General features: G+C 68.9%; 19 protein-coding genes. 9 read left to right on the plus strand and 10 right to left on the minus strand.

Going from position 1 to position 16,189, the window contains the following annotated elements:
• Window positions 1–36: 36 nt before the first annotated feature.
• Window positions 37–435, plus strand: a complete 399-nt coding sequence (locus NDR87_RS15115) for a hypothetical protein (protein WP_251913821.1) — start codon at window positions 37–39, stop codon at window positions 433–435.
• On the opposite strand, the gene NDR87_RS15120 is transcribed toward NDR87_RS15115, so the two are convergent.
• Complete coding sequence (locus NDR87_RS15120; RefSeq protein ID WP_251913820.1) at window positions 425–1,588, minus strand: damage-control phosphatase ARMT1 family protein; 1,164 nt, start codon at window positions 1,586–1,588, stop codon at window positions 425–427. The genes NDR87_RS15115 and NDR87_RS15120 overlap by 11 nt on opposite strands.
• 184 nt (window positions 1,589–1,772) lie before the next feature.
• Here NDR87_RS15120 and NDR87_RS15125 point away from each other — a divergent pair, with 184 nt between their 5' ends.
• The gene (locus NDR87_RS15125; RefSeq protein WP_251913819.1) at window positions 1,773–2,513 is read left to right on the plus strand and encodes a protein phosphatase 2C domain-containing protein; all 741 of its coding nucleotides are present in this window, start codon (window positions 1,773–1,775) and stop codon (window positions 2,511–2,513) included.
• A gap of 89 nt (window positions 2,514–2,602) precedes the next feature.
• Here NDR87_RS15125 and NDR87_RS15130 read toward each other — a convergent pair whose 3' ends face one another.
• Window positions 2,603–3,676 carry a lycopene cyclase family protein gene (locus tag NDR87_RS15130; RefSeq protein ID WP_251913891.1) on the minus strand — a complete coding sequence of 358 codons (1,074 nt, stop codon included), beginning with the start codon at window positions 3,674–3,676 and terminating at the stop codon, window positions 2,603–2,605.
• Window positions 3,677–3,819: 143 nt separating this feature from the next.
• Here NDR87_RS15130 and NDR87_RS15135 point away from each other — a divergent pair, with 143 nt between their 5' ends.
• The gene (locus NDR87_RS15135; RefSeq protein WP_251913818.1) at window positions 3,820–4,617 is read left to right on the plus strand and encodes a hypothetical protein; all 798 of its coding nucleotides are present in this window, start codon (window positions 3,820–3,822) and stop codon (window positions 4,615–4,617) included.
• On the opposite strand, the gene NDR87_RS15140 is transcribed toward NDR87_RS15135, so the two are convergent.
• Complete coding sequence (locus NDR87_RS15140) at window positions 4,614–5,378, minus strand: SDR family oxidoreductase (protein WP_251913817.1); 765 nt, start codon at window positions 5,376–5,378, stop codon at window positions 4,614–4,616. The two genes, NDR87_RS15135 and NDR87_RS15140, sit on opposite strands and share 4 nt — an antisense overlap.
• Before the next feature lie 133 nt (window positions 5,379–5,511).
• Here NDR87_RS15140 and NDR87_RS15145 point away from each other — a divergent pair, with 133 nt between their 5' ends.
• Window positions 5,512–7,143: an ABC-F family ATP-binding cassette domain-containing protein gene (locus NDR87_RS15145; protein ID WP_251913816.1), complete on the plus strand. Its 1,632-nt coding sequence runs from the start codon at window positions 5,512–5,514 to the stop codon at window positions 7,141–7,143.
• 56 nt (window positions 7,144–7,199) lie between these two features.
• Here the strand turns inward: NDR87_RS15145 and NDR87_RS15150 are convergent, their stop codons facing one another.
• The gene (locus tag NDR87_RS15150; RefSeq protein ID WP_251913815.1) at window positions 7,200–8,117 is read right to left on the minus strand and encodes a hypothetical protein; all 918 of its coding nucleotides are present in this window, start codon (window positions 8,115–8,117) and stop codon (window positions 7,200–7,202) included.
• A 459-nt stretch (window positions 8,118–8,576) separates the two neighbouring features.
• On the opposite strand from NDR87_RS15150, the gene NDR87_RS15155 reads away from it, so the two are divergent.
• A complete protein-coding gene (locus NDR87_RS15155) occupies window positions 8,577–9,386 on the plus strand; it encodes a CAP domain-containing protein (protein ID WP_251913814.1) in 810 nt (269 codons plus the stop codon).
• A gap of 60 nt (window positions 9,387–9,446) precedes the next feature.
• Here the strand turns inward: NDR87_RS15155 and NDR87_RS15160 are convergent, their stop codons facing one another.
• Entirely contained in the window at window positions 9,447–10,055 is a 609-nt protein-coding gene (locus NDR87_RS15160; protein ID WP_251913813.1) for a dihydrofolate reductase family protein, read from the minus strand.
• Between the two features lie 172 nt (window positions 10,056–10,227).
• Here NDR87_RS15160 and NDR87_RS15165 point away from each other — a divergent pair, with 172 nt between their 5' ends.
• Window positions 10,228–10,467 (plus strand): helix-turn-helix domain-containing protein, encoded by a 240-nt coding sequence (locus NDR87_RS15165; protein ID WP_067588425.1) that lies wholly within the window; start codon window positions 10,228–10,230, stop codon window positions 10,465–10,467.
• Between the two features lie 175 nt (window positions 10,468–10,642).
• Here NDR87_RS15165 and NDR87_RS15170 read toward each other — a convergent pair whose 3' ends face one another.
• Complete coding sequence (locus NDR87_RS15170) at window positions 10,643–11,140, minus strand: cupin domain-containing protein (RefSeq protein ID WP_251913812.1); 498 nt, start codon at window positions 11,138–11,140, stop codon at window positions 10,643–10,645.
• A gap of 70 nt (window positions 11,141–11,210) precedes the next feature.
• Here NDR87_RS15170 and NDR87_RS15175 point away from each other — a divergent pair, with 70 nt between their 5' ends.
• Window positions 11,211–11,708 carry a MarR family winged helix-turn-helix transcriptional regulator gene (locus tag NDR87_RS15175; protein WP_251913811.1) on the plus strand — a complete coding sequence of 166 codons (498 nt, stop codon included), beginning with the start codon at window positions 11,211–11,213 and terminating at the stop codon, window positions 11,706–11,708.
• A gap of 3 nt (window positions 11,709–11,711) precedes the next feature.
• Here the strand turns inward: NDR87_RS15175 and NDR87_RS15180 are convergent, their stop codons facing one another.
• From NDR87_RS15180 to NDR87_RS15190, 3 genes are all read right to left on the minus strand, one after another.
• The gene (locus NDR87_RS15180; protein WP_251913810.1) at window positions 11,712–12,674 is read right to left on the minus strand and encodes a hypothetical protein; all 963 of its coding nucleotides are present in this window, start codon (window positions 12,672–12,674) and stop codon (window positions 11,712–11,714) included.
• A gap of 11 nt (window positions 12,675–12,685) precedes the next feature.
• Window positions 12,686–13,150 carry a hypothetical protein gene (locus tag NDR87_RS15185; RefSeq protein WP_251913809.1) on the minus strand — a complete coding sequence of 155 codons (465 nt, stop codon included), beginning with the start codon at window positions 13,148–13,150 and terminating at the stop codon, window positions 12,686–12,688.
• Window positions 13,151–13,293: 143 nt separating this feature from the next.
• Window positions 13,294–13,710, minus strand: a complete 417-nt coding sequence (locus NDR87_RS15190; protein ID WP_251913808.1) for a thioesterase family protein — start codon at window positions 13,708–13,710, stop codon at window positions 13,294–13,296.
• Between the two features lie 176 nt (window positions 13,711–13,886).
• On the opposite strand from NDR87_RS15190, the gene NDR87_RS15195 reads away from it, so the two are divergent.
• Together NDR87_RS15195 and NDR87_RS15200 are read left to right on the plus strand one after the other, a co-directional pair.
• Window positions 13,887–14,681, plus strand: coding sequence for a hypothetical protein (locus NDR87_RS15195; RefSeq protein ID WP_251913807.1), 795 nt, complete (start codon window positions 13,887–13,889; stop codon window positions 14,679–14,681).
• A 40-nt stretch (window positions 14,682–14,721) separates the two neighbouring features.
• Window positions 14,722–15,522: a hypothetical protein gene (locus NDR87_RS15200; RefSeq protein WP_251913806.1), complete on the plus strand. Its 801-nt coding sequence runs from the start codon at window positions 14,722–14,724 to the stop codon at window positions 15,520–15,522.
• Here NDR87_RS15200 and NDR87_RS15205 read toward each other — a convergent pair whose 3' ends face one another.
• Window positions 15,523–16,089 (minus strand): TetR/AcrR family transcriptional regulator, encoded by a 567-nt coding sequence (locus NDR87_RS15205; protein ID WP_251913805.1) that lies wholly within the window; start codon window positions 16,087–16,089, stop codon window positions 15,523–15,525.
• Window positions 16,090–16,189: the final 100 nt, after the last annotated feature.

Consider the following 16,189-nt stretch of genomic DNA (forward strand, 5'->3'; position numbering starts at 1 on the left):
AGGGCACCATCCGGTTTCGAAGGACAGGAGACGACGATGACGACGATCGCGGCCACCCCCGGGCTCACCCTGCGCACCGCGTTGCGGGCGGACGGCTGGAGCACCGGCGTTTTCGGGGTCGTACTGCTGGCCGCCGCGCCGCTGCTGCGCGAGCCGCTGGGGTTGCCCACCGCCTGGTCGGTGCCGTTCGGGGTGGCGATGCTCGGCGGTGCGCTGGCGCTGCTGCTGATCGCGGGCTATCCCGAGATTCCGGCGCGGGCCGGGCAGGCGGTGGTGGCGGTGAACCTGGCCTCCGGAATCGCCATGGTGGTGCTGGCGTTCACCGACCTGATCCCGCTGACCGGCCTGGGTGTGGTGTTCCTGCTGGCCGGGGCGGCGGTGGTGGTGGCCTTCGGGGAGCTCGAGTATGTCGCGCTGCGCCGGGCTACGCGCTGACGCTGGCCTGGATGAGTGCGTGTTCGCCGCTGGTGCGCCACGGCGTGCCGGTGGCGTCGAGCGCGCGCACCTGGTCGTCGGTGAGGCCCACGGCCACATCGGATTTCAGGGTGCGCAGGGCGAGGACGGGGGTGGGGAAGTAGTCGACCAGATCGGCGAAGGGGGTGGTCGGCGGCCAGTGGCGGTCGCCGACCAGACGGCGGTAGTTGAGATCGCCCTTGACCACCGTGATCGCCGCGCCCGCGAATTCCGTTGCCAGGTCGGCGGGCATCTCGTGGAAAGGCAAGGGGGCGCAGAAGAATTCGTGATCGCGCACGACCAGCCGGTCCTCGCGCACGGCCGCCCACAGCCGCTGCCCGACCGCGCGGGCCGCGGTGGTGTCCGCGGTACGCAGCACGCGCAGGGCCGCCAGGACATCGGTCATGGTGGCGTCGGAGACGTAGTAGGGCCGGGGTTTGACGTGCAGGGTGACGCGGGCGACCGCCGCCGTGGTGAGCAGGTGGTCGATCAGGATCAGATCGGGCAGCAGTTCGCGCCCGGCGTTGTCGGCGATCACGCATACCAGCGGGTCGGTCGTGCGGCTCAGCCGCGACCACAGCGCGTCGCCGTCGTCGACCAGCAGCCGGGTGGCGCGCGCATTCGCGCCCGCGGTGAGCTGGAAGCTCAGATCGGCCTGATTGCCCCACAGCGCGGACAGCAGCAGCGCCGAACGTCGCTTGTCCAGGGGGATATCGACCAGTCCGTCCAGGGCGGCGAGTTCGTCGGCGACCGCCGGGCCCGCCAGTTCGGCGGCCTTGGTCGGGGCGAACGGGTCGATGCCGCGCCACGGGCCCGGCCCGAAATAGCCGACCGCCTCGAGCAGGCGGCGATAGAAATAGCTCTCCGCCCACAGGAACGGGACCTCCGCCCAGGGCCTGCCCCACAGCCCCGCACCCCAGGCCGACCAGTGCGCGGCGCCCTCGGCCGTGGTGACCAGCGGTTCCAGTACGCCAGCGGTGCTCTCGGCCAGCAACTCCCGCAGTGCGGCCGCCGCGGCGGCGTTGTACGGGTGCGCGGCGAGGACCTGCTCGATCAGCTTCGGATGCCGGTCGTGGAAGACACCGCGGGCGAACGAGCCGGGGGCGCCGGCGAGGATCGGCGGGGCGACGGTCATATCACGATCATGTCGCACGGCGGCGCCGGTATCGCGAGCGGTGCGCAGTTCGTTTGCGGCCGTGACTGTCTCGTTGCCATTTTCTAAGGAACTCCACGGCCGACTTCGGTGCGCGACGCGGCGGTTCACGGTTGACTGGAAGGGTGCTGATGGGCAGCACCTGACCAGTCGAGGAGGTCGGGTCGTGCACAATGCAGTGACCACCGCCATCACCCGTCGCGAGCTGATCCGGCTCGCCGGAATCGAAGCCGACTCGGTGAGCCGCCGGGGCGGCCGATCGATCAATGCCGATGCCGTGGCCACCCGCACCGACCCGAGCACCGGCCGCACCGCCTTCGTGGTGGCCGACGGCATCGGCGACCATCTACTCGCCGCGCGCGCCGCCCGCTGCGCCGCCGCGGTGGCCGCGGCCGTGGGCACCAGCCGGGGCGCGGTGCCCGCGATCCTGGCCGCCCAGGACGAATTGCACCGGCAATTTCCCGAGCCCGCCGCCGATACGGTGCTGGCGATCGCGGTCGTCCCCACCGCCGATCAACCCGACGCCCCCGCCGAGATCGCCTGGGTGGGTGACTGCCGCGCCTATCGCTGGAACGGCCGTGTCCTGCATCAGATCACCACCGACCACACCGTCGCCGAACTCCTGCGCGCCCACGGCCGCGAGCCGTTGCCGCGCATGAGCCACCTCGTCACCACCTCGGTCCGCACCGTGACCGCCGACGCCATCGGCCGCGCCGGCACCGGTTCCAGCCACGGCCGTTTCCTGCTGTGCACCGACGGCATTCACAAGATGCTCGACATCATGGTCGTGAAAGAGCTGCTGGCCGCCGGGATTTCGCCGGGCCGGACGGCGGAGGCGCTGGTGGACACGGCGCTGCGAGTCGGCGGCACCGACAACACCACCGCGCTGGTGGTCGACCGCGCCTGATTCGGTTCCGGCTCACGGTCGCCGCGATCAGGCTGCGGCGCATTCGGAACAGGGCCGCGTGGTGGGCAGGGGGTTCGGCCGCGTCTGGTTCAGCCTCGGCCGAGCGTCGCCGTGATCAAGGTGCGTCGTATCCGCCAGGGCACGGCGGTGAACAGGGCCGTCATGGCGGCGGCGGTGGCGGGTAGGTCGGTGGTGGCGCTCAGATAGGCGCGCTGGTGGTGTGGGGGCAGCGCGAAGAAGGCGTCGAAGAAGGCGGGCAGGTCGGTGGGCGGCAGGGCGAGCAGCGAGCGCAGGCCCGCCGTGCGGAGGCGATGGACGAGCCGGGTGCGGACCGGATGCGGTGGGGCGCCGGTGGCGTAGGCGTCGGCGGCCGACAGCGATGCGGTGAGGCTGTAACCCGTTGCGGGATGCAGCATCGCGCCCGCCGCGCCGAAGCGGTGGGCAGTGGGTCGGCCGCCCTCGAGGGGGAAGCGGACGTGTTCGGTGGGTTCGTCGCCGTGCAGATCGATTCCGCGCGAGCGCAGTCGGTGCAGCAGGCGGGTGCGCAGGGTCGGGAGGGGCAGGGCGGGGCGGCCCGCCAGACAGGTTTCTTCCAGGAGGAAACGGTTGGGGCCCAGGGGAATCGCGTAGAGGAACGACGGGGGTTCGCCGGGGGCCGCGCCGTTGTCCGGTCGCCAGTCCATGAACAGCGGCTCGGACCAGCGGTCGGCGGGGACGATCACGCCGAAGGCGGTCTGTTCGGCGCGGGCGGGGGAGCGGGTGAGGCCGCGGGCATCGATCACCCGATCCGCGGTCAGCACCTCGCCGGCGGAAAGACGTACCCGCCATGGGCCTTTCGTGCCGGTCGGTTCGGTGCCGAGGGATTCGACCCGATCGGCGATCACCCGGGCCCCACCGAGATCCAGCGCACCCCGCAGCGCCGCCGTGTCGAAGACGACGTAGCGCCGATCGATCTCGAAACGCCGCGTCCCCCAGGCGATCGGCCGGTCCACCGTCGCCGCCACCACCGCGGGATCCAGCCATCCGGGCAGTTCGTCGGCCCAGCCGCCGTAGGTGGCGGTCCAGCGGCGGCCCGGATGCGGGTCGACGGCCGTCACCGAGAGTCCGTGTGCCAGTGCGCGATGCGCGAGAGCGCGCCCGGCGGGGCCGAGACCGCATACCATGAGATCGGTGGTCACACCGGAATTGGATCAGATGACCGTCGGCGTTTGGCGTCGGGATCGGCGCGTCGGGTAGGGTCGGCGTCCATGCCCGGGGGGACGACCGCGGAGGGCGCTGGGTCGCCCGGGCGCGGAAGGTTGCGGTCATGACATATCCCCCTGGTTCCGGCCCGTACGGTTACGGTCCGCAGCACCAGCCACCCGGCTGGGGCCAGCCTGGATATCAGCCGCCGCAGCCGGGTTGGGATCCGAACCAGGGCTATCCGGGCGGTGGCTATCCGCCGCCTCCGCCGCCCAAGAGCAATACCGGCCTCATCATCGGCATCGTCGTGGCGACGATCGCGGTCCTGGTGGTCGGGGCGGGCGCGCTCGTGCTGATCGATCGGAACAAGCGGGGCGAGGACAACCGCGCCACCGGCACCACCACGCCGGAACTGGTCACCGCGACCGAAACCGCCACCCCGCGCGGCACCGCCACCGCGCAACCGGTGGCCACCAAGTTCAGCTACCGAGAACAGGCCAAGGACTGGAATTTCCGGCTCGGCGATGTCGCGCTGCACGCCGACTGGGTCGACGGCCGCGACGCTTCCAACTGCGGTGATATCGAGGTCGGCGGCAAACTCACCGCGCTGGGCTGTCAGTACGTGGCCGAGATGGTCTACCGCTCCGAGCGCGGCGGCCTGATGCTGACCCAGTACGTGCTGGGTATGGCCGACGCCGACAAGGCCGCGGCCGCGGTCGGCCGATACACCGACGAGGATCTGCAGCCGCGGCCCGGCAGCTATATCGAGGACTTCACGATCGGCAAGTGGAAGGACGACAGCGAGAAGCAGTTCCTCGTCATCATCCTGGTCACCACGACCGCGGCCGTCGACGAGGAGACCGCGAGCAAATACCTGCGCTATCTGCATCAGGACATGCTCGGCGCGCTGGCCTTCCGCTAGATCCCGCCGGTGGACAGCAGGCCGCCGTCCACCCGGACCACCTCGCCGGTGATCCAGGACGCGGCGTCGGAGACCAGATATCCGACCAGTCCGGCCACATCCTCCGGCGATCCCAGGCGCTTCATCGGGTAGGCCGCCGCGGCCGCGTCCTCGTCGGCCGAGAACAGCGCGTCGGCGAAGCGGGTCTTCACCACGCCCGGCGCGACCGCGTTGACCCGAATCTTGGGGCCGAGCTGCCAGGCCAGTTCCTCGGTGAGCCGGATGAGCGCGGCCTTGGACGCGCCGTAGGCGGCGATCACACCCGTGGACCGCAGGCCCGCGACGCTGGCGACGTTCACGATCGCCCCGCCGTGCTCGCCCATCCACGCCCGGTACGCCTGCTGCACATAGCCGAGGGCGGCCACGACGTTGACGTCGAAGATCTTGCGTACCGCGTCCAGATCGGCGTCCACCAGCGCGCCGTAGACCGGGTTGATGCCGGTGTTGTTGATCAGGATGTCCAGCGAGCCGAATTCGGCGACCACGGCGCCGACCTGTTCGGCGCGGGCCGCCTCGTCTCCCGAATTGCCCGCCACCGCAACAATTTTGCCCGGATGGCCGAGTGCGCGCAGTTCGGCGGCGGTGGCCTCGAGCGGTTCGGGCTTGCGCGCGGTGATGACGACGTTGGCCCCGCGGGCGAGCAACTCTGCCGCGATCGCCCGGCCGATGCCCCGGCTCGCGCCCGATACCAGGGCGCTCTTGCCCAATAGATCTTCGGTCATGGGATCGCACGTTACCCGCCGCGTGGTCCACGTTACGGCCGGGTTTTGTTCGCATGGGTAAAATCGGTGGTTCTTGCGTGCGCCCGCGTTGCACACTCGAGCCCAGCCGCCGCCACACTTTGAGGAGACGTTTGTGATCACCGCGACCGACCTGGAGGTCCGGGCCGGAATCCGCACCCTGCTGACCGCGCCGGGCCCGGCGCTGCGGGTGCAGGCCGGCGACCGGATCGGACTGGTCGGGCGCAACGGCGCCGGTAAGACGACCACGCTGCGCATTCTCGCCGGTGAGGGTGAACCCTACGCCGGAAAGGTCGTTCGTTCGGGTGAAATCGGTTATCTGCCACAGGATCCGCGCGAGGGCAATCTCGATGTGCTGGCCCGCGACCGGGTGCTGTCCGCGCGCGGGCTCGACGCGCTCATCCGCGATATGGAAAAGCAGCAGGCGCTGATGGCCGAGGTCGCCGACGACAACGAGCGCGAGAAGGCGGTGCGCAAATACGGTCGGCTCGAGGAGCGGTTCGCGGCGCTCGGCGGCTATGTCGCCGAGAGCGAGGCCGCCCGCATCTGTCACAGCCTCGGACTGCCGGACCGGGTACTGGGCCAGCCGCTGCGCACCTTGTCGGGTGGTCAGCGCCGCCGCATCGAACTGGCCCGCATCCTGTTCTCCGCCTCCGACGGCAGCGGCGGCAAGTCCGACACCACGCTGCTGCTCGACGAGCCGACCAACCACCTCGATGCCGACTCCATCACCTGGCTGCGGGGCTTCCTGCAGGGCCACGACGGCGGCCTGATCGTGATCAGCCACGATGTCGAACTGCTCGAGGCCGTGGTGAACCGGGTGTGGTTCCTCGACGCCGTGCGCGGCGAGGCCGACGTCTACAACATGGGCTGGAAGAAGTACCTCGACGCCCGCGCCACCGACGAGCAGCGCCGCCGCCGCGAACGCGCCAATGCCGAGAAGAAGGCCTCCGCGCTCAAGGCCCAGGCCGCCAAGCTCGGCGCCAAGGCCACCAAGGCCGTCGCGGCACAGAACATGGTCAAGCGCGCCGAGCGGATGCTGGCCGAGGTGGACGAGATCCGGGTGGCCGACAAGGTGGCGCGGATCAAGTTCCCCGAGCCCGCGCCCTGCGGCAAGACGCCGCTGATGGCGGAAAACCTGACCAAGATGTACGGCTCGCTGGAGATCTTCACCGGCGTCGATTTGGCCATCGATCGTGGCAGCCGGGTGGTCGTGCTGGGTCTCAACGGCGCGGGTAAGACGACGCTGCTGCGGCTGCTGGCCGGGGTGGAGACGCCGACGGCCGGGCAGTTGGTGCCGGGCCACGGCCTGAAGGTCGGCTACTTCGCGCAGGAGCACGACACCCTGGACGATCGAGCCACGGTGTGGGAGAACATCCGCCACGCCGCGCCGGATGCGGGCGAGCAGGATCTGCGCGGGCTGCTGGGCGCGTTCATGTTCTCCGGCCCGCAGTTGGAACAGCCCGCGGGGACGCTGTCCGGTGGTGAGAAGACCCGCCTGGCGCTGGCGGGGCTGGTGTCCTCGGCGGCCAATGTGCTGCTGCTCGACGAGCCGACCAACAACCTCGATCCGGTCTCCCGCGAGCAGGTGCTCGACGCGCTGCGCAGCTATGCCGGTGCGGTCGTACTGGTGACCCACGATCCCGGCGCGGCCGAGGCGCTGAATCCGGAGCGGGTGATCATGCTGCCCGACGGCACCGAGGACCACTGGTCGCAGGACTATCTGGAACTGATTCAGCTGGCCTGAAAACGGCGAAGGCGTTGCCGACGCCATTGTCGACAACGCCTGGGCCGCAACAGGACTCAGCCCACTGCGGTCTCGGTGGAGTCTCCGGAATCGGTGGCGTCGGAGGAATCGGCGGAGTCGGCGGAGTCCGCCGAGTCGGAGGTGTCCTCCTCCGGTTCGGGTGCGGCGTGGCGGGGCTTGGGCGTGACCGTGTCCGACGGCGGGGTGAACCCGGCGATCAGCGAGGTTCCGGCCTTGCTCACCTGAGCGCTGCCGGTGCCCAGGGCCGCGCTGCCGGAGCCGAGCGCCTTGGCCAGCTGCGCCAGCGGTTTGCCGAGCTCGACGCCTTCGCCGCTGCCGGAACCGAGCACATCGGCCACCGGCGCGACCGAGGCGCTGCCGGTGCCCAGGGCCGCACTACCGGAGCCGAGCGCCTGCGCCAGCGCGCCGCCCGCATTGGCCCCGGCCCCGAGCACCTGGGCGATGCTGGTCAGCACCTGGCCGAGGTCGGGGGCGGCGGGAGCGGCGCTCGGGCCGCTCTTCCTGGCGACGGCCTCGGCCTCGACCCGCCGGTGCTTACCGCCGCGGTGGCCGCTGCTCGGCTTCTCCGACTTCACGGTGCTCTTGGTGTCGGCCACGGCCGTGGCCTTGGGTGCGGGCTGCTCGTCGGTGTTCTCGTAGGTGAGCGGGATGCCGCCGTGCGGGGTGTCGGTCACCGGGGTGTCCGCGACGACCTCGGGGGCGGGCGCGGGGGCGACCTGCTCCTGCACCTCGGCGCCGGTAGCCGTCATGCGATCGGCGGTCACCTTGGCCAGCACGCCGGTGTGGCTTTCGAGGTCGGTCCAGCTGGTGGTGGCCTCGATGGCGCGATTCTCCTGCGCCCCTTCGGAAGTGCCGTGCTCGGCGGCGACGGCGGCGGTGACCAACGCGGTCATCGACAGCATGGCCGTGCGCACCGGGCCGAGGTGGGTGCGTTTCGCGCTGTGTTTACCCATCAGTGGTTCCTTAGTCGAGAGTCGGTACGCCGCGACACAGTTCTCCGGAGAATTGTCGGCCGGTGGTAGGAGCGGCGTCTTGGTGATCTCCGTTATGTATCCGTGATGTGGATCGAATAGTAAAGCGGCCGAGCGTAAGTCGGCCAGCCGAGTTAGGTGGGCCTTAACTCGAGTTAATCGGATCGGCCGCTTCCGGGCAGTGTGCACGATGATCTTGTGCCGCGATAGTGCCGATTGCCTGGTGGTTCGTCGGTCGTTAAGCCTGGGCTTCAAAAGCTTTTAAGTCCAGTGTGATCCACGTTGCGATCAGATCACGATACGAATACTCTTCGGGCACAGAACGATTCAACCAATGCTACGAGATACTTTCGATATCTCGTCGGCAATCACGCTAATTTGCGTTCGTCCACAAGACTTCACGACTATTCGAAGGGAACCATGAGTTTCTCGTCGGCAACCATGCGTTCATTGTCGGCCACCGTGGGCTTGTCGGCCTTCGCGCTGGCCACCATTGCCGGGGCGACGTCGGCGTCGGCCGCGCCCCAATCCGATTCCGCCGCCGCCGATGAGGTCGTCACGCTCACCAACGCCGAACGGGCGAAGGCCGGTTGCCAGCCGCTGAAGGCCGAGAACCGCCTGACCCAGGCCGCCCAGGGACACAGCGAGGATATGGCGAAGAACAACTTCTTCGACCACAACTCGTCCAAGGGCAGCCCGGGCGATCGCATCGCCGCGACCGGCTACAAGGCCCGCACCTGGGCCGAGAACATCGCCATGGGCTACCGCGATGCCAAGGATGTGGTGAACGGGTGGATGAACAGCCCCGGCCACCGCGCCAACATCCTCAACTGCGGGCTGCGCGAGATCGGCGTCGGCGTGGCCAAGGGCCGCCAGGGCCTGTACTGGACGCAGGCCTTCGCCACGCCCAGCGGCAAGGGCACCGACCAGCCGAAGCCGGAGAAGCCGACCAAGCCCGAGAAGCCCTCCAAGCCGGAGAAGCCGACGCAGCCCGAGAAGCCGTCCAAGCCTTCGAAACCGGAGCAGCCCGGTAAGCCGCAGCAGCCGACGAACCCCTGGGAGGACTGGTTCCAGAACTGGTTCGGCAAGCCGGGTGGCGGCAACCCGTGGAACCCGTGGGCCGACTGGTTCGGCGGGGGCAAGGAGGTGTCCTGGGATCCGTGGAGCAACGGTTTCCAGACCGGGGGAAATGACCTGGGCCAGCTCGCCGGTCAGGGCGGCGACTGGTCCAACGGCCCGCGATGGTGGTAGCGGGCGAGGACGCTGCCCGGTGGGATGAATTTGGACCGTCTCACCGGGCAGCGCCTCGAATCAATCGCCCTGGGCGAGATGCTTTTTGGCCTCGTCGTAGCCGCCCGTGCCGGGCTCGCCCGGCCCGTAGACCGCATGGATCACGCCGGTGGTGAAGGTGGCGCAACGCAACAGGGTCAGCGGCAGGCTCGCCTCGGCCGCGTCGAACAACCGCTCGCCGGTCCGCACCGCGATGGGGTGGACGAGCAGATGCAGTTCGTCGATGAGCCGGGCCGCGAGCAGCTGTCGCACGACCGACACCGATCCGCTGATGCCGATGGGGCCGCCCGATTCCTGTTTGAGCGCGGTCACCGCCTCGATCAGATCTCCCTTCAGTACTTCGGAATTGCGCCAGGTGAAGGTGAGATCCTGATGCGACACCACGATCTTGCGGGCATCGCCCAGCTTGGCGGCGAAGTACGCGTCCTCGCCGCCGCCCGCTTCGCGCTCGGGCCAGGCCCCCGCGAAGCTGTCATAGGTCTTGCGGCCCAGCAGCAGCGTGTCGGCCGCGCCGAGCTGCGCGTCGACCGCCGTGCCCATCTCGTCGTTGTAGTACGGGAAGTGCCAGTCCTGCGGGTTCTCCACCACGCCGTCGACGGCGATGAACAGGCCCGCGGTGAGCGTCCTCATGTCTGTGCTCCTGAACGTTGTCGATGTCGAGGGTGCAGACGGGGGAGACCGAAGAAATTCATCGGATTAGGGGGTCCACGCCGATTTCGTGATCCGAATCACAGAGAGGCGTTGATCACTGAACGCAGAGTGTCTAGCCTGGAATGAGGCTGCAGGGCGACCGGAGGAAGCCATGAGTGACAGGCCCGCACAAGGGAAGTCCACGTTGGGTAAGGGCACGCGCGTCACCGGAAAGTCGCGAGACCGCCTGCAAACCCAACTCAAGAAGCAGTACGAGGCGGGCGCCAGCATTCGCTCGCTGGCGCGGGAAACCGGCCGCTCGTACGGATTCATCCACAACGTGCTCGTGGAGTCGCATGTGCAACTCCGCAGCCGTGGTGGAGCCAATCGCCGCAAGTCCGCCGCGAAGTAGGGCTCGGCGCCGCGAATCACGGTGGCGGCCTTGACCTTCCGCGCCGCTGGCCCGGAAGGTTTCGGCTCGTCGTCGCCGACGTGGCGATGGGTGCTGCTCGCAGCGCTCGGACGGCGACCGGTCGGGCACGAAAGTGTCTGTGCCGATTGACATCCGGGTCGGCGGCCGGAACGGCTCAGCGGCGGTTGGCGTTTCGCTCGGCCCACCAGTGTGGGGCGTCGACGAAGTGATTGTCGAATTCGTCCTGCACGGCGGCCAATTCGGCGCGGGTGGCCGAGCCGTCGGCGATTCGTTCGAGCATGCGGAAATACTCGAAGCGTCGCACTCCGGGTGTGAGCGCGATCAGGATGCGCGCCCCGCTCCCGGGTGCCGCGCCGAACGCGTGCGGCATCCGGCGGGGTACCACGATCGATCCGCCCGCGCCGACGGTGACGATCTCGTCGGCGGCCATCACCTGGAGTTCGCCGTCGGCGACGTAGAACAGCTCCTCGGAGCGGGTGTGATAGTGCGGCGCCGCGCCGTCCGCACCGGCGGCCATCGTCACCTCGACGGTGCTCAGGCTGTTGCCGGTCTCGTGCGCATCGATCAGCAGTCGGACCGTGACCTGTTGGGTGCGCAGGGTTTCGACCTCGGCGGGCTGACGGACGACGGCCGGGATGTGGGTGGTCTCCATGGCAAGCTCCGATTATTCGCTATCTGATAGTTAGATGCCTAACTATATGGCATCGAATAGAATTCCGGCCATGGCAGAGCGGAAGACCGACGCGGTGGACGAGATCGTCGCGCAGTGGCGGCGGGAACGGCCCGACCTCGAGCTGGAGGCGATGGCGATCGCGGGCCGGTTGGGTCGGCTGTATCTGGTCGCGTCGAGGGCGGTGGAGGAGGTGTTCGCCGCGCACGGGCTGGCGCGCGGTGAGTTCGATGTGCTTGCGGCGCTGCGGCGCTCGGGCAAGCCGTTCGAGCTGAACCCCTCGTTGCTGGCCGATCAGCTCATGCTGTCCCGGGCCGGGATGACCGGGCGGCTGGACCGGCTGGAATCGGCCGGACTGGTCCGGCGCATCGCCGATGCCCAGGATCGGCGCGCGGTGCGGGTCGCGCTGACCGAGGCCGGGCGCGAACTCGTCGACGCGGTCGTCGGCGAGCACACGCGCAACGAGACCCGGCTGCTGTCGGTGCTGTCGGCGCCGGAGCGCCGCGAATTCGACCGGATGCTGCGGGTGCTGCTCGCGAGCCTGGAGTAGGGCTCAGTGCCCGGGTACCGCCGCGTCGGCGTTGACCAGGAAATTGGCCAGGCTGGCGAAGATCGGCAGGCCGGTCTTGATCTCCAGATAGGCGAACTGGCCCTGCGGATTCACCTCGAGGAAGTAGTACTCGCCGTCGACGCCGACGCGGATGTCGAGCACCCCGAACACCAGTCCCAGCGCGCCCATCAGCGTGGCGAGCGATTTGCTCACCGCCGCGGGCAGCCGGGCCGGTGCGAACTCCACGGCCGTGTCCAGGCGCGAATCCACCCGTCCCACACCGGATTGCGAGTCGATGCGCACCGTCCACTCCAGCCCGTCGATCCACACCACGCGCAGATCGCAGTCGGCCTCGATGTAGTCCTGGAAGGTGGTCGGCGCGAAGCGGATGCTCCCCAGCCGGTCCAGATCGGCCGGAGCGAGCAGGCGGGTTTCGGAGAATGCCGACCGGCCGGTGCCGGTGCGCTTGTAGACCACCCGGCCCGGCCGGGCTTCCACGAAGTCGCGCGCCTCGTCCGGACTGCTGGTGATCAGGGTGTCGGGGACCGCGAAGCCGGAACGCCGGGCGGTTTCGAGCTGCACGATCTTGCGGCAGGCGGTGCGGTCGGCGCCCGGGTCGTTGACCCACAGCGCCGGAATCGACCACAGCAGGCCCTGGAGGAAGCCGTCGCATTCGGCCTGGCGGAATTCGTCGTCGGCGCTGGAGATCCCGTTCGCGATCCGGCACCGGTGCGGCCGCCGCCACCACACCGAGGTGACCCCGTCCAGGCCCGGCACATGCGACAGCGAGCGCGCGGTGCCGACGCGGCCGAGGCGGAAACTGCCGCTCTCGTTCGGGAAGTCGCGCATGTCGAGACGAATCGGCGTGATGCCGTGCACATTTCGCAGCGTCGCGGTCAGCGCGTCGGCGTGCACGTCGTTGGTTTCGGTGACGATCAGCACCGAACCGGTCGCGCCGCCAGCCATGCCGCGTCGCCTCAGTCGAGACTGTCGCAGGCGGTGCCGTCGTCGCTGCGGGCGTCGGTCTTGGTCTGGATGTAGGTGAACGTCGCCCCGCCGACGCCGGGTGTTGCGGGAAGCCGCAATTCGCGCGCCCAGTCCGTGGTGAGCCGGGCCAGCAGCTCGTCGCCGCGGGCGGGGGAGGGCGGATGTCCCAGGGTCATCGGGCGTTCGGTCAGGTCGATGCGCAGGCGCCGGGTGAATTCGGCGGTGGCGCCCGAGCGAATGCGTACCCGCACGGGACGCTCGGAAGTCGTTGGCGCACCGTCGGTTTCGACGATCGACAGGACGTCGGCGCGGTCGAAGGTCCATACGCCGTCGGTCACGCGCACACTGACCGACCGCTCCGATTCGGCCACCAGGGAGCCGGACAGCGGCGGGGTGGCGGTGTGAAGGTCGGCGTCGAACATGGGCTGGTCTCCGATCTGCTCGCGGTTTGCCACGGAAGCCGAGCGTGATCTGGATCATAGCTCGCAGCCGTCGCTGATCGGTTCGCAACGAAAGATTTCAGGTGTGCGTGCGGATATCCGGCACGCGCGCGGAAAGGGCCAGCGCCCGAGAGATTTTCGGTTGAGGTCTCAACCGGTCACAGGCCGAGCAGATCCGGCGAGTCGGTCAGCGCGCGAAACCGGTCGACCGGATTCGGGACGAGTTTGCGGGTGGCCAGATCCATCAGGCCCGTCACCACCGTGATGTCGGCGGAGACCGTGCCGTCGAGCTTGACGATCTGCTGGCGGAACTTGAAGACCTTGCCCTGGCCCCATTCGAACGCGCTGGTGACGTTCACCTCGTCGCCGAGATGCAGTTCGCGCAGGTACTTGATGGTCGACTCGAGGACCACCGGGCCGAGGTTGGCGGCACGCATCTTCTCCGCGTCCAGTCCGGCCGCGCGGAAGTGCTCCCAGCGGGCGTGCTCGGCGTACTGGTGGTAGACCGCCTGGTTCAGGTGGCCGTTGACGTCGATTTCGTAGCCACGGACGGTGACGGGCACGGCGAAGGTCATGAACAGTGAAACGGTCAGTTGATCTTCGGATATTCCGCATTCGGCGTGTTCTGGGTCACGCTCGGCGATCGTTGCACGCTGTGCGCGCAGACCTGTCCGCGCCCGGTGCTCGGTCGAAGTCGCCGGGCCTACCGTGGCGCGGCAGGGAACTTCGCATGCGGGTGAGGAGAAACCCGATGATCGACGTCATCACCTTCCGCGGAACGAACGAGTGGCGCAGCGCGGACGGCATCCCGGTGGGCATGCTGGCCGCGGTGATCGGACAACTCGATCCGGAGCGTTTCCGAGGCTTCGAACCGAATTGGCGGGCCTCGATCGGACCGGATCCGGAGCTGTGGGGGCCCGCGCTGGACGCCTCGGTGGCCGAGGGCATCGAGGCCGGGGTGCGGGTGATCCAGAATTCGCCGAATGTCTGTGGGCTGCTGAGCTATTCGCTCGGCGGCATCTGCGCCAGCCGGATTTTGGAGGGGGTGCGCGCGGGCCGATACACCAATGTCGACGGCAGTCCGCTGGAGATCGCCTTCGCGGTGAATATCGCCAATCCGCTGCGCCGCTCGGGTGATTCGGTCGAGGATCTGTGCCCGCCGTGCACCTTCGGGCTGTACGGGCAGCGCGGCGACTGGCCCACCGACGTGGCCACGCGCGAGTACGCCGATCCCGCTGACCTCATCACCGCCGCGCCGGGTGATTCGCCGCTGCGGATCATCGATGTGGGCCTGTCGCCGTTCTCGTTCGTGGAGGGGGCGCGCTTCGGCGACGTCACCTATCAGATCTTCGACGAACTGCTGCGCTGGCTGATGCGCGATCCGGTGGTCAACCTGGGCCGCTACGCGACGGCGGTGCGCGGTGTGCTCGGCCTGCTCACCCCCGGCGGGCCGCATGTCGGCTATCCGTCGAGCAAGTTGCCGGGCTCGGATCTGGTGTGGACCGACCATGCGGCGCAATACATCAACGACAATTTCGGCCTGTGAGCCGTTTCGCTACCGTGGTAGTACGCGTAGGGAGAAAACGATGATCGATATCATCACGTTCCGGGGAACCGGAGAGGTCAGAAATCCCGACGGGACCGCCTCGGGCATGTTGCAGGCGGTGACCGGGCTGCTGGATCCCCGATATTTCAGCTGGTTCGAGCCGGACTGGCCCGCATCCATCGGTCCGGTTCCCGAGTTGTGGGGGCCCTCGCTGGACACCTCGGTGCGGGTCGGGACGGCCGCGGGGGTGGCGGCGATCCGGAACTCACCGAATGTGTGTGGGCTGCTGAGCAATTCGCTGGGTGGGATCGTGGTCGGCCGGATTCTCGAGGGGGTGCAGACGGGGGAGTTCACCAATGCCGACGGCAGTCCGCTGGAGATCGCCTTCGCGGTGAACATCGCCAGTCCGGTTCGCCGGGCGGGGGATTCGGTGAAGGATCTGTGCCCGCCGGAGACGTTCGGGTTACACGGTCAGCACGGCCCGTGGCCGGAGCGGGTCGCGGTGCGCGAATACGCCAATCCGCGCGACATCATCACCGCCTCGCCCGCAGATTCGCCGTTGCGGATCATCGACGTGGGAATTTCGCCGTTCGCATTCGTGGAGGGCGCCCGCGTGGGCAATGTGGGGCCGCTGATCTTCGAGGAACTGCTGCGTTGGCTGCTGCTCGATCCGGTGGCGAATCTGCAGCGGTACCTGGCCACCGTGCGGGGTGTAATCGGCTATCTCATGCCCGCGCCGGACGGGGAGCATGTGCTGTATCCATTCCACAATCTGCCGGGCGAGACGGTGACGTGGACGACGCATGCCGCGCAGTACATCAATGAGACCTTCGGCGGCTGATCAGGTCTTGCGGCGCACCGAGGCCTCCACGAGATCCAGGACGGCTTCGAGGTTTTCGTTGGCGTGGCCGGAGGCGATGCGGGCGATGAGGCCGTCCAGGACCAGATCGAGGTAGCCGAGCAGGACGTCGGTGGGGACGTCGTCGCGCAGGGCGCCCGCGGCCTTGCGGCGTTCCAGGCGGGCGAGGGTGGCGGCGGTGAGTTCGGCGGAGCGCTGGGTCCAGCTGGCGGCGAATTCGGGATCGGTGCGCAGGCGTCTGGCGATCTCGAGGCGGGTGCCGAGCCAGTTGTACTGTTCGGGATTGGCGAGCATTTCGCGCATCACCTGCACGATGCCCTGATTGGCCGCGACCTCGGCCATCCGCCCGGCATCCTCCTGTGCCAGGGCGAGAAACAGCGCGTCCTTGTCGCGGAAGTGGTGGAAGATCGCGCCCCGGGACAGCCCGATGGCCTCCTCCAGCCGCCGCACGGTGGCGCCCTCGTAGCCGTATTCGGCGAAGCAGCGCCGCGCCCCGTCCAGGATCTGGCTGCGCCGGGCGGCGAGGTGGTCGTCACTGACCTTGGGCATGGGGCTCCTCCAAACGGGGTGTGCGCGAGACCCCCGCCCCGCCTGCGGCGGGGAAACGAGGAGCGGCTGGGGCTGCCGAGCGGAGGACCGTTGTTCCGGC

The organism is Nocardia sp. CDC159 (assembly GCF_023740735.1).
GTDB lineage: Bacteria > Actinomycetota > Actinomycetes > Mycobacteriales > Mycobacteriaceae > Nocardia > Nocardia pulmonis.